Annotated in this window: 10 protein-coding genes; 6 read left to right on the top strand and 4 right to left on the bottom strand. The window is 69.6% G+C overall.

All coding sequences use genetic code 11. The annotated features are described in order from the left end of the window. Positions 1–77 precede the first annotated feature (77 nt). Together E5P3_RS13485 and E5P3_RS13480 are read right to left on the bottom strand one after the other, a co-directional pair. A complete protein-coding gene (locus E5P3_RS13485) occupies positions 78–3,281 on the bottom strand; it encodes an efflux RND transporter permease subunit (protein ID WP_162586448.1) in 3,204 nt (1,067 codons plus the stop codon). Positions 3,282–3,291: 10 nt separating this feature from the next. Next, a complete protein-coding gene (locus tag E5P3_RS13480) occupies positions 3,292–4,578 on the bottom strand; it encodes an efflux RND transporter periplasmic adaptor subunit (protein WP_162586447.1) in 1,287 nt (428 codons plus the stop codon). Positions 4,579–4,809: 231 nt separating this feature from the next. On the opposite strand from E5P3_RS13480, the gene E5P3_RS13475 reads away from it, so the two are divergent. The 4 genes from E5P3_RS13475 to E5P3_RS13460 all read left to right on the top strand — a co-directional run bounded on the left by E5P3_RS13475 (position 4,810) and on the right by E5P3_RS13460 (position 7,609). Then, entirely contained in the window at positions 4,810–5,337 is a 528-nt protein-coding gene (locus E5P3_RS13475) for a DUF6622 family protein (protein ID WP_443083247.1), read from the top strand. Between the two features lie 72 nt (positions 5,338–5,409). After that, on the top strand, positions 5,410–5,703 hold the full coding sequence (locus tag E5P3_RS13470; RefSeq protein WP_162586446.1) for a 2TM domain-containing protein: 294 nt from the start codon (positions 5,410–5,412) through the stop codon (positions 5,701–5,703). Next, positions 5,700–6,767, top strand: a complete 1,068-nt coding sequence (locus E5P3_RS13465) for a sensor histidine kinase (RefSeq protein WP_162586445.1) — start codon at positions 5,700–5,702, stop codon at positions 6,765–6,767. Before E5P3_RS13470 ends, E5P3_RS13465 begins: the two co-directional genes overlap by 4 nt. Continuing rightward, entirely contained in the window at positions 6,764–7,609 is an 846-nt protein-coding gene (locus tag E5P3_RS13460) for a LytR/AlgR family response regulator transcription factor (protein WP_162586444.1), read from the top strand. Before E5P3_RS13465 ends, E5P3_RS13460 begins: the two co-directional genes overlap by 4 nt. Before the next feature lie 79 nt (positions 7,610–7,688). Here the strand turns inward: E5P3_RS13460 and E5P3_RS13455 are convergent, their stop codons facing one another. Beyond that, positions 7,689–8,024 carry a hypothetical protein gene (locus E5P3_RS13455; RefSeq protein WP_162586443.1) on the bottom strand — a complete coding sequence of 112 codons (336 nt, stop codon included), beginning with the start codon at positions 8,022–8,024 and terminating at the stop codon, positions 7,689–7,691. A gap of 136 nt (positions 8,025–8,160) precedes the next feature. On the opposite strand from E5P3_RS13455, the gene E5P3_RS13450 reads away from it, so the two are divergent. Next, the gene (locus E5P3_RS13450; RefSeq protein WP_162586442.1) at positions 8,161–9,960 is read left to right on the top strand and encodes a glutamine--tRNA ligase/YqeY domain fusion protein; all 1,800 of its coding nucleotides are present in this window, start codon (positions 8,161–8,163) and stop codon (positions 9,958–9,960) included. A gap of 7 nt (positions 9,961–9,967) precedes the next feature. Here E5P3_RS13450 and E5P3_RS13445 read toward each other — a convergent pair whose 3' ends face one another. Beyond that, positions 9,968–10,909: a succinylglutamate desuccinylase/aspartoacylase domain-containing protein gene (locus E5P3_RS13445; protein WP_162586441.1), complete on the bottom strand. Its 942-nt coding sequence runs from the start codon at positions 10,907–10,909 to the stop codon at positions 9,968–9,970. A 128-nt stretch (positions 10,910–11,037) separates the two neighbouring features. Here E5P3_RS13445 and E5P3_RS13440 point away from each other — a divergent pair, with 128 nt between their 5' ends. Beyond that, entirely contained in the window at positions 11,038–12,705 is a 1,668-nt protein-coding gene (locus E5P3_RS13440; protein ID WP_162586440.1) for an HsdM family class I SAM-dependent methyltransferase, read from the top strand. Positions 12,706–12,731: the final 26 nt, after the last annotated feature.

Raw genomic sequence — 12,731 nt, 5'->3', positions numbered from 1 at the left:
GAGAAGGTGAAGGTGCCCCTTCTTTCGAACGAGTGCCCCCGCCCCAACCCTCTCTCAAGGAAAGACGGAGCAACACCTCAGGCGTGCGCAGCATCACGCTTCCCCCCGAACCTCCGCCCCATCCGATCAAAGGCCAGATAGATCACCGGCGTCGTGAACAGCGTCAGCACCTGACTCACCACCAGCCCACCGAAGATCGACAGCCCCAGCGGCCGCCGCAACTCCGCGCCTTCGCCCCATCCCAACATCAATGGCAGCGCCGCGAACAGCGCCGCCAGCGTCGTCATCAGGATCGGCCGGAAGCGCAGCAGCGCCGCCTGGTGGATCGCCTCCTGCGGCGACTTCCCTTCATGCCGCTCGGCGTCGATCGCGAAGTCGATCATCATGATCGCGTTCTTCTTCACGATGCCGATCAGCAGGATGATGCCGATGATCCCGATCACCCCCAGGTCGTTGCCCGTCACCATCAGCGCCAGCAGCGCGCCGACGCCGGCGGAGGGCAACGTGGACAGGATGGTCAGGGGATGGATGTAGCTCTCGTAGAGCACGCCCAGCACGATGTACACGCACACCACCGCTGCGAGGATCAACCACAGCTGGTTGGTGAGCGACCTCTCGTAAGCGCCCGCCGCGCCCAGGAAATTCAGCCGCACGCTCGCCGGCAGACCGATCTCCCTGGCCGCTGCGCGGATCGCCGAGACCGACTTGCCCAGCGCGACGCCGGGCGCGGTGTCGAAACCCACGGTCGCGGACGGGTACTGCGCCACGCGCGTGACCTGCAGCGGCGCGAGCTGCTCGCGCACGGTGGCCAGCGAGGACAGCGGCGTCGGCGTGCCGGCGCCGGTGCGCAGCTGCAGGTTGCCCAGGCCCTGCGGCGACGCGAGGGCCTCGCGCTGCGCCTCCAGGATGACGCGGTACTGGTTGGTCTCGGTGAAGATGGTGGAGACGATGCGCTGGCCGAATGCGCTGTAGAGCGCATCGTCGACCGAGCTGGCCGTGACCGACAGCCGCGAGGCGGTGTTGCGGTCGATGTCGACGTAGGCGGCCAGGCCCTGCGCGCCGGCGTCGGTGGTCGCGTTGCGCACCTGCGGCGTGCTGCGCAGCCGCTCGACCAGCTTCTTCGCCCAGCCATTCACGACCGCGGTGTCCACGCCCTCGAGCGCGACACGGAACTCGGTCGGGCCGGTCTCGGCATCGATGGTCAGGTCCTGCGTGGGCTGAAGGTAGAGCGTCACGCCGGCCACCGCGTTCACGCGCTCGCGCAGGCGCTGCATGACGGCGGCCTGGTCATCGCGGCTCGAGCGCAGGTTGATCAGCATGCGCCCGGTGTTGAGCGCGGTGTTGTTGGCCGCGTCCACGCCCACCACCGAGCTGAGGCTGCGCACGTCGGGGTCGGCCAGGATGGCATTGGCCGCGGCCTTCTGCAGCTCGGCCATGCGCGCATAGGACACATCCTGCGCCGCCTCGACCCGCGCCTGCAATTGGCCGGTGTCCTGCGTCGGGAACAGCCCTTTCGGGATGGCGACGTAGAGCAGCACCGTCAGCGCCAGCGTCAGCGCCGCCACCACGAGCGTCAGGGGCTGGTGGCGCAGCACCCATTGCAGCCAGGTGTCGTAGCGCGCGATCACGCGCTCGAAGAAATGCTGCACGCGCGTACCGAAGCGGCCACCCTCCTCGGCCTGCGGCTTGAGCCAGCGCGCCGACATCATCGGCACCAGGGTCAGCGAGACCACGGCCGAGATCAGGATGGTGATCGCCAGCGTGACCGCGAACTCGCGGAACAGCCGCCCCACCACGTCGCCCATGAAGAGCAGCGGGATCAGCACCGCCACCAACGACACCGTCAGCGAGATGATGGTGAAGCCGATCTGCGTCGCCCCCTTGAGCGCGGCCTGGAAGGGCGGATCGCCCTCCTCCAGGTAGCGCGCGATGTTCTCGATCATGACGATCGCATCGTCCACCACGAAGCCGGTGGCGATGGTCAGCGCCATCAGGCTCAGGTTGTTGAGGCTGTAGCCCAGCAGATACATGAGGCCCAGCGTGCCGATCAGCGAGATCGGCACCGCGATGCTCGCGATGACCGTGGCGCGCACGCTGTGCAGGAACAGGAAGATCACCAGGACCACCAGCACCACGGCCAAGGCCAGCTCGAGCTGGACGTGGCGCACCGAGGCACGGATGCCGGTGGTGCGGTCGCTCAGCACCTCGACCTTGAGCGCGCCCGGCAACGAGGCCTCGAGCTCGGGCAGTTGCTTCTTGATGGCATCGACGGTGCCGATGACGTTGGCCCCAGGCTGGCGCTGCACGTTGAGGATGATCGCGGGGTACAACTCGCCCTCCACGCTCGGCACTGCCGTGTCCTCGCTGCCCCCCGAGGGGGCGCCCGCTTGCTTGGGGCGGCCCGGCGCGGCGCGGGTTGCCGCGTCTTGATCGTCCTTCGATTCCGCGCGCGCCGCCGCCCAGGCCCCGAGCTGCGTGTTCTCGGCCCCATCGACCACGCGCGCGACATCGCTCATGCGCACCGGCGCGCCGTTCTTCCAGGCGACGATCAGGTTCTTGTACTCGGCCGCGGCGACCAGCTGGTCGTTGGCATTGATGGTGTAGGCGCGCTGTGGCCCATCGAAGCTGCCCTTGGCGCTGTTGGCATTCGCCGCGGCGATGGCGGTGCGCAGCGTGTCCAGCCCGATGCCCACCGAGGCCAGCGCGTTGGTGTCGGCCTGGATGCGCACCGCCGGGCGCTGCCCGCCCGAGAGCGAGACCAGGCCCACGCCGGCCACCTGGCTGATCTTCTGCGCGAGGCGGGTGTTGACGAGGTTCTGCACCTCCGTCAGCGGCATGGTGCTGGAGCTGACGGCCAGCGTGAGGATCGGCGCGTCGGCCGGGTTGACCTTGGCATAGACCGGCGGCGCCGGCAGGTCGGCCGGCAGCAGGGAGCCGCCGGCGTTGATCGCGGCCTGCACCTGCTGCTCGGCCACGTCCAGCGTCTGGTCCAGTGCGAACTGCAGGGTGACGATGGACACGCCGTTCGAGCTCACCGAGCTCATCCGGTCCAGCCCCGCCATCTGGCCGAACTGGCGCTCCAGCGGCGCTGTGACGGTGCGGCTCATCACCTCGGGGCTGGCGCCCGGGTAGAGGGTCTGCACCTGGATGGTCGGGTAGTCCACCTGCGGCAGGGCCGCCAGCGGCAGGAAGCGGAAGCCCACCAGGCCGGCGAGCACGATCGCGAGCATCAGCAGGCCGGTCGCCACCGGCCGCTCGATGAAGGGGCGCGATGGACTCATCGAGGATCCCTCACTGCGGCGGTGCCTGGCGGCGCCGTCCCTCGCCGCGCGGGCCCCGAGGACCCGAGGCGCCCGCGCGCGGGCCGGCTGCCGGCTTGTCGCCCTGCAGCACCACCTGCGCGCCCTCCTTGAGGCGGTCGCCGCCTTCGGTCACCACCTTCTCGCCGGCCTCCAGGCCCTCGGTGATCGCTGCCAGCTCGACCGTCGACTCGCCCCGCTTGACCGTCCGCATGGAGACGGTGCGGTCCTCGTTGATCACGTACACGTAGCTCCCGGTGGGCCCGGTGCGCACCGCAGTCACCGGCACCACGACCGCGTCGACGGTGCGCAGGGTCATCTGCACATTGACGAACTGGTTGGGGAACAGCGTGGTCCCGGCGTTGCCGAAGCGGGCCTTGCCCTTGATGGTGCCGGTGCTGGTGTCCACGACGTTGTCGAGCGTGGAGAAAGTGCCGGTGTCGAGCGTGGCGCTGCGCGTGCGGTCCATCGCCTTGACCGGCAGCGCCAGGCCCTTGGCGAGCTGGGCCTGGATGTCGGGCAGGCGGTCCTGCGGCACGGCGAACTGCACGTCGATGGGGTTCATCTGCGTGATCACCGCGATGCCGGTGGCCGCGTTGGCCGTCACCGTGTTGCCGGGATCGACCGTGCGCAGGCCGATGCGCCCGGCCACCGGCGCGGTGATGCGCGTGTATTCGACGTTGAGCCTGGCCGCGGCCTCGGAGGCGCGATCGGTGGTCACCGTGCCTTCGAGCTGCTTGACGAGCGCGGCCTGGGTGTCGACGTCCTGGCGCGCGATCGAATCCTGGGTCAGGAGTGTGCGGTAGCGCGCCAGCGTGACGCGCGCGGCCTCCAGCTGCGCCTCGTCGCGCACGCGCGTGCCCTGGGCCTGCATCAGCGCCTGCTCGTAGGGCCGCGGATCGATGCGGGCCAGCAACTGGCCCTTGGTCACCGCCTGGCCTTCGGTATAGAGCACCTCGGTGAGCACGCCGCCGACCTGCGGCTTCAGGGTGATGGTCGCCAGCGGCGTCACCGTGCCGAGCGCATCGATGGTCACCGGCAGCTCGGCCCGGCGCGCCACCGCATGGCCGACGGTGGAGCCGGGAGGCCCGAAGCCGCCGCGGCCGGCGACCGGCTCGCCCGAGCGCTTGATCAGGTACCAGGCCACGCCGCCCAGGACCACCACGAGCAGCAGCGCGGCCAGGCTGCCCAGCCAGAGCCTGCGGCGCGAAGGCGGCCGCGGCGCGGGCGGTTCGGCGAGGGGAGCGGTGGCGGCGGGCTCTGGGGTGGGGGAAGACATCGGCACTGGGCGGTTCGCAAGCAGCCTTTAGTGGAGCGTCGAATCGTAGCGCCCTGTTCTTACGAACCGTAAAGCCCCGGTAAAGCCAGCGTTGCGCATTGCGTCCGGCGACTGCGGATTGCAACTCGCGCCGGGCCACGGCAGTTCGTCGCAAGGGCATGGCGGGTGTGCGGACGGGCCGGCACAGTCCGCTCCATCGACGCTTTCGGAACCCCTCCACGGAGAAACAACATGCTGATGCTGACCCAGATCCTGGCCCACACCCCACGCTGGGTGTTCGTGCTCTTCGCCCTGCTCGTGTGGCTGGGCCTCAAGCAACTGGCCGCCGGCACCGTGAGCCTGGCCCGCGTGACCTTGCTGCCGATCGCGATGATCGGGCTGTCCTTCTACGGCATGCTCTCGACCTTCGGCGATTCGCCGGTCGCGCTGCTCGGCTGGGCCGGTGCAGCCACCGCGCTGATGCTGGCGGTGCAGCGCTGGCCGCTGCCCGCCGCCGCCCGCTTCGACGCCGCGACGCGCACCTTCCACCTGCCCGGCAGCGCAGCGCCGCTGGTGCTGATGATGGGCATCTTCTTCACCAAGTACACGGTCGGCGTGCTGCTCGCAATGCATCCGGAACTGGCACGCCATGCCGGCTTCGCGCTGGGCATCGGCACGCTTTACGGCACCTTCAGCGGCATCTTCTCGGCCCGTGCGCTGCGCCTGTGGAAGCTGGCGATCCGCGAGGGCCGCATGGGCCTGCCGGCCGCACGCGCCTGACAAAAGGCGCAGACCTCTTAGACGTACCCCGCTTCTTCCGCAAGAATGTCCTTTCCTACGAGAGCCAACGCCATGACCCACGATCTCCACCCCACCAGCGACCCCGCCGAACGCCTCGCCCGCCGTCGCGCCGGCGCCAAGATGGGCTGGTACGTCCATGCAACCGTGTATGTGCTGGTGAACGTCTTCCTCGTGCTGCTGGCCAGCTCGCGCGGCCAGAACTGGGCCATGTACCCCCTGCTGGGCTGGGGCCTGGGACTGCTGATACACGGCGCGGTGGTGTTCTTCGTCGCGCCCGGCGGCCAGCTCTACGACCGCCTGCTGGAGCGCGAGCGCCGCGCCCTGCGCCGCGGGAACTCACGGTGAGCGATGCCCTCGCGCGCAGGTTCAGCCCGGACAACCTCCGGGCTGTCCTGCGGCATGGCATCGCGACCGCGGGCTTCTGCTGCGTCATCGCCGCGGCGCTCGCGATCTCCGGGCGCGGGGGGTGGGCCTCGCACCTCGTCTACTCGCTGTCGATCGGGTTGATCGCCTGGCTGGTGATCGACATCGGCCGCCTGCTGCTCGCCGGCCACAACCCCGCGCCCTGGCCGTTGGGCTGGCGCGGCGTCGCGCTGGTCCTCGTCGGCGCCTCGGCCGGATTCCTCGGCGGCAACGCGATCGGAGATGCCTGGACCGGCAAGCCGCTGCTGGACGTCCTGAGCGTCTCGGCGGACAAGGTCGCCTCCACGCTGCTGATCACGATGGCGGCAAGCATCGTGATCTGCTACTTCTACTACAGCCGCGGCAAGAGCAAGTACCTCGAGGGCGAGATCGCGCTGGCCCAGCGAGACGCGGCCGACGCGCGCCTCAAGCTGCTGGAGACCCAGCTCGAGCCGCACATGCTGTTCAACACGCTGGCCAACCTGCGCGTGCTGATCGCCACCGACCCGCCGCGCGCCGTGGCCATGCTCGACCGCCTCAACAGCTACCTGCGCGTGACCCTCAGCGGCTCGCGCGCGCTTGCGCATCCGCTGTCGGCCGAGTTCCAGCGGCTGGGCGACTACCTGGAGCTGATGTCCGTGCGCATGGGCCCGCGGCTCGCCTGCCGGCTCCAGCTGCCCGACGACCTGCGGGAGGTGCCCATGCCGCCCCTGCTGCTGCAGCCGCTGGTGGAGAATGCGATCCGCCACGGACTGGAGCCGAAGGTCGAGGGCGGCGAGATCGCGATCGCCGCGCGGCGCGAAGGCCGGCGCCTGGTGATCGAGGTGCGCGACACCGGCGTGGGCATCGCGGAAAGCGCCGGCGCTCCGTCCCCCGAGGGCGGCTTCGGCCTCTCGCAGGTGCGGGAACGCATCGCCACTGTCTACGGCACGGAGGGCGCCCTGCAGCTGGCATCGCACCCGGCCGGCGGCACCTGCGCCACCATCACTCTTCCCCTGCCCGCATGAAGACCACCGCCCTCATTGCCGAAGACGAGCCCCTCCTGGCGCAAGCCCTGCGCGCCGAGCTGGCCGCCGCCTGGCCCGAGCTCGAGGTGCTCGCCACCGTGGCCGATGGCCACAGCGCGGTCCGCGACGCGTTGCGGCTGCTGCCGCAGGTGCTGTTCTTCGACATCCGCATGCCGGGCCAGGACGGGCTGGCCGCCGCCGCCGAGCTGGCGGACGCCTGGCCCGTCGACGAGGCGCAGATGCCCCAGCTGGTGTTCGTGACCGCCTACGACGAATACGCAGCCCGGGCCTTCGATGCCCAGGCCATCGACTATGTGCTGAAGCCGGTGCAGCCCGAGCGGCTCCGGCGCACCGTCGCGCGGCTGCGCCAGGCCCTGGAGCCATCGCAGCGCAACGGGTCCGCGCCCGGCACCGAAGATGCGCTGGCCGGCACGCTGTCGCAGTGGCGCCAGCTGCTGGCCGCGGCCGGCGGCGCGGCAGCCCTTCCCGGCGCGTCGGGCGCGGCGCCCCTCAAGCTGATCGCCGCCAGCGAGGCGGGAAGCTCAGGCAGCACGGTGCGCATGGTGCCGGTCGAGGAGGTGCAGTACTTCGAGGCCGCCGACAAGTACGTGCGCGTGCTCACCGCCTCCCGCGAGTACCTCATCCGAACCCCGCTCAAGCAGCTGCTGCCGCAGCTCGATGCCGGCGTGTTCTGGCAGGTGCACCGGGCCATCGTGGTGCGCAACGACGCCATTGAGTCGGTGCACCGCGACGAAGCTGGCAAGCTGCACCTGGCCTTGCGTGGCCGTGCGGAGAAGATCCCTGTCAGCCGCCTCTACGCCCACCTCTTCAAGGCCATGTGAGCGGCCATGAAGCCCATGAAAAAACCGGCCGCAAGGCCGGTTCCTTCATGTGACAGCAGGCGATCTTGACTGCCTGGGCTCAGCGCCAGTGGCCGTGCCGGTGCCCGTGCCCGCGGTAGTAGCCGCGCGGCGGGCCGTAGTACGCGGGCGGCGGACCGTAATACACCGGGGCCGGACGGTAGTAGACCGGCGGTGGCGGGGCGTAATAGACCGGGGCAGCCGGGCGGTAGTACACGGGCGGCGGCGCGTAATACACCGGGGGAGCCGCCACGCCGACTGCCACGCCGGGTGCGCTGATGCCGACCGACCAGCTCACGTCGCCGCGGGCGTTGGCCGAAGCGGCGGTGAACAGCGCGCCCGCTGCGACGGCGCCGGCGGCAGCCCATTTGAAAAAGGTGGAACGGGTGAGGCTCATGGTTGGGACTCCTTGTTAGGGGGACGCCTTGCGTCCATGCCTGTATTGAACGCACCAATTGTCAACGAGGTTCACACCGCAAAGTGAAGAATGTTTCCGAAAGTAAAGACGCGGAGGCGCCACCTAGAATGAAGAAATGACTTCCGCTGCCGACCACGACCCCGCCAAACCAAGCAATTTCCTGCGCCACGTCATCGAAAACGACCTCCAACAGGGCCACTACGCCGGCCGCCGCTGGGGCGGCTCCCCCGGCGACGCCGCGCACCACGCCCAAGGGATGCAGGACCCGGCCCGCGTGCGCCTGCGCTTCCCGCCGGAGCCCAACGGCTACCTGCACATCGGCCACGCCAAGAGCATCTGGCTCAACTTCGAGCTGGCCCGCGAATACGGGGGCGTGTGCCACCTGCGCTACGACGACACCAACCCCGAGAAGGAAGAACAGGAATACGTCGACGCCATCCGCGACGCGGTGGAGTGGCTGGGCTACGACTGCAGCCTCGCCGACGATCCGGCCCGGCCCGGCCAGCCCAGCGAGCACGTCTACTTCGCCAGCAACTACTTCGACTTCATGTACCGCGCGGCCGAGTACCTCATCGGCGCCGGCCTGGCCTATGTCGACGAACAGAGCGCCGAGCAGATCCGCGCCACCCGCGGCGACTTCAACACCCCCGGCACCGACAGCCCCTACCGCAACCGCACCGCGGACGAGAACCTCGCGCGCTTCCGCGCCATGCGCGACGGCCAGCTGCCCGACGGCGCCGCCGTGCTGCGCGCGAAGATCGACATGGCCAGCCCCAACATCAACATGCGGGACCCGGCGCTCTACCGCATCCGCCGCGCCACCCACCACAACACCGGCGACAAGTGGTGCATCTACCCGATGTACACCTTCGCCCATCCCATCGAGGACGCGCTGGAGCAGATCACCCACAGCATCTGCACGCTGGAGTTCGAGGACCAGCGCCCCTTCTACGACTGGCTGCTGGACCGCCTGGCCGAGGGCGACCTGATCGCCTCGCCGCATCCGCGCCAGTACGAGTTCGCGCGCCTCAACGTCACCCACGTGATCACCAGCAAGCGCCGCCTGCGCCAACTGGTCGAGGAAGGACACGTGGACGGCTGGGACGACCCCCGCATGCCCACCCTCGCGGGCCTGCGCCGCCGCGGCTATACGCCCGAGGCGCTGAAGCTCTTCTGCGAGCGCTCGGGCGTCACCAAGTCCGGCGGCTGGATCGACTACGCCAGCCTCGAGGCGGCCCTGCGCGACACCCTCGACCCGGTGGCGCCGCGCGCGATGGCCGTGCTCGACCCGGTCCGGCTGGTCATCACCAATTGGGACGAGCTGATGGGCGCCGGCTTCGTCGACGAATGCACGGCGCCCGTGCACCCGCACCACCCGGACATGGGCAAACGCAGCTTCAAGCTGGGCCGCGAGGTCTGGATCGAGCGCACCGACTACGAAGACGTGCAGCCCAAGGGCTTCTTCCGGCTCTTCCCCGGCAACAAGGTGCGCCTGAAGTACGGCCACGTCATCGAATGCACCGGCGGCACGCGCGATGCCGACGGCAAGCTGGTCGAGGTACAGGCCAAGCTGGTGCCGGACACCAAGAGCGGCACGCCCGGCGCGGACGCGATCAAGGTCAAGGGCAACATCACCTGGGTGGCCGCGGCCGATGCCGTGCCGGCCGAGGTGAGGCTGTACGAGCGCCTGTTCGCGGCGCCGCAGCCCGGTGCCGGCGAGGTGCAGGACGAGCTGAACCCGAGCAGCCTGGTGGTGGCGCAGGCCTATGTGGAGCCGGCGCTGGCCCAGGCCACGGCCGGCCAGGCCTTCCAGTTCGAGCGGCACGGGTACTTCGTGCCGGACAGCCGGCAAGGCGCAGCGGGTGGGCTGGTATTCAACCGGGCGGCCGGGATGAAGGACAGTTGGGGCAAGTAGAGGGCGGCTACAGCGGCCGCGTCAGGTAAACCGCTTCCCGCCCCACGATCGGCACCCGCGCCGGCATCAGCACCGTGCAATCGTCGCAAGGGGCCCGGATCTCCTCCGCGCCATCGGTGGCGATCAGCTCGCCCTTTGCAAACACCTCGAAGCCGACGAGCGGCCGCACGAAGCGGAATTCCGGCGTCTTGACCATGCGCGTCTCCAGCAGCTCGAAGCGCCGCTGCGGCCCGGGCGCCGGCGCTGCGGCTTCGCGCTCGATCAGGCCGAAATGAGCCAGAAAATCGAAGGTCACCGCCACCGCCATGTCCGCCGTGGCCTGCAGGAAATGCTGCCCGCACTCGGCCACCAGCGCCGCGCCGGCCGGGCCTTCGTCCTCGCCATGGCGGCCGTGCTGGATCAACGGCGTGCCCGAGCCCAGGCCCTTGGGCATCACCAGGTGCACCGAGGGCCGGCCGATCGCCAGCGCCACCTCCGCATTGCGCTGGAAGGCCGGGTAGACCCAGAAGGGCACCACGTCCTGGCTGGTGGAGTGCAGGTCGAGGATGTGGTCGGCCGCGGCCACCACCGGCCGCAGCGCGCGGGCCCGGCGCAGTTCGGGGCTGTCCTCCGGGCCCTCCAGCCACTCGTCGGACCAGACGCGGTTGAGGTTGTGCACCAGTTGCCGGTTCTCGAAGGGCTTCTCCGCGTCGAACGCGTTGTACGCCTCCACATGGGCGAAGCTCACCGTGAGCGTGCCGATCCTCGGGCGCACGCCGCTGTCGAGCAGACGGGTGGCGGCCACCATCCCGCAGATCTCGTTGCCGTGGGTCAACGCGTTGATCAGCACATGCGGGCCCGGCTTGCCGGATTCGAAGCGGTGGACGTAGTCGACGCCGGTGTTGCCCTGGCGGTAGGCGGAGAGGTCGCCCTGGACGACTTCGAGGCGCGGGAGAGGGATCGCGGTCATGGCAGAGTGGCGTTGCGGCCTGTTGTGAGACGAGTCCTTTAGTTTGCTCCAGCCGGGGCTGCGGCCGCCCCCTCATTTGCCTCGTAGACTCGCGCCCACAACAAAATGTTTTCGAGCCCCCTCCCCCCATGCCCCTGACTGCCGACATGCGACGGTCGATCGACCAGATTCGCGACTACCTCTTTGGCGGCGGCTATCCGGATCCCGTCGGCAACACCGAACAGCTCTGCTTCCTGTTCTTCTTCTTCCTGGTCCAGGGCCTCGACGCCGAAGCCGGGAGGCGCGCCGAGGTGCTCGACGTCCCGTTCCGCAGCCTGTTCGAGGGCGAATGGGAGCTGCGCAATCCCGCCAATGCGCAAGTGCCGGGCGCGCGCGAAGGGATGCCGCCGCCGACCGTGCTGCACAACGGCCAGATCTGCATCCCGCGCAGCTGCTTCCGCTGGTCCTGGTGGTCCGAGGCGCTGTCGGGCGATGCGCTGGTGCGCTTCGTGCGCGACGAGGTCTTCCCCTTCTTCGCCGAGATCGGCGAGGCTTCGGCCCATGACTTCATGCGCGGCGCGCGCCTGGGCATCGACGAGCCGACGGTGCTGACGCAGGTCGTGCGCCTGGTCGGCGACCTGCGCCTGGACCAGGCCGATGCCGACACCAAGGGCGACCTGTTCGAGCACGTGCTGCGCCAGATGAAGCAGGCCGGCGAACTGGGCCAGTTCCGCACGCCGCGCCATGTGATCCGCACCATCGTCGAGATGATCGATCCGAAGGTGGGCGAGACCGTCTACGACCCGGCCGCCGGCACCGCGGGGTTCCTGGTCGCGGCCTACAACCACATGCGGCTGGCCAACTCCTCGCCGGGCAGCATCGTGGAAGCCGAACTCGAGGGCAAGACGCACCGCCGGGGCATGGGGGACCTGCTCTCGGACGCGCAACTCGCCACGCTGCAGCGCGGCACCTTCTTCGGCAACGACGTCGACCCGAAGATGGTCCGCCTGGCGACCATGAACCTCACGCTACGCGGCCTGGCCCATGTGCGCATCCTGCAGCGCAACGTCCTGACGACCCACCTCGACGAAAAGGTCAAGACCCGGCTGCGCCTGCCGGGCGAGGGCTTCCACGTCGTGCTCGCGAATCCGCCCTTCTCGGGCCGCATCGACAAGGACCGCATCGTCGACGAGGTGAAGCTCGGCAGCACCAGCGCCACCGAGCTGCTGTTCCTCAAGTACATGCTCGACAGCCTGCGCCCCGACGGCCGCGCCGCGGTGGTGGTGCCCGAGGGCGTGCTCTTCGGTTCGACGATCGCGCACCGCGAGCTGCGCGGCCAGTTGATCGAGCAGCATTGCGTCGAGGCGGTGATGAGCCTGCCCGGCGGCGTGTTCCAGCCCTATTCGGGCGTGAAGACATCGGTGCTCTTCTTCCGCCGCGGCGGCCGCACGCAGCGGGTGATGTTCCTGCATGCCGAGGACGACGGCTACCGGCTCGACGCCAACCACGACACGCCTATCGAGTCCGACGACCTGCCCGCGCTGGCGCAGGCCTTCATCGGGCGCGAGGCCGCATGGGCGCGCTGGCAGGCGCGCGACCCGGCCGCCGAATGGCACGAGAAATGGTGGTTCGCCGATGCCGCGGCGCTGCGCGCGAACGACTTCGGTCTCTCGGCCAGCCGCTACCGGCCGATGAGTCCCTCGCAGATCGAACACCAGGACCCGCGCGAGCTCCTCGACGAACTCGCCGCCATCGAAGCCGAGATCGAGAAAGAGATCGAGACGTTGCGCGCCTTGCTCTCGGAGCTGGATCCGTGAAATGACAAGATCAGGTACAAGATCAG

This window comes from Variovorax sp. RA8 (assembly GCF_901827175.1).
Taxonomy (GTDB): Bacteria; Pseudomonadota; Gammaproteobacteria; order Burkholderiales; family Burkholderiaceae_C; genus Variovorax.
This window is presented reverse-complemented; position numbering and strand designations above follow the sequence as displayed.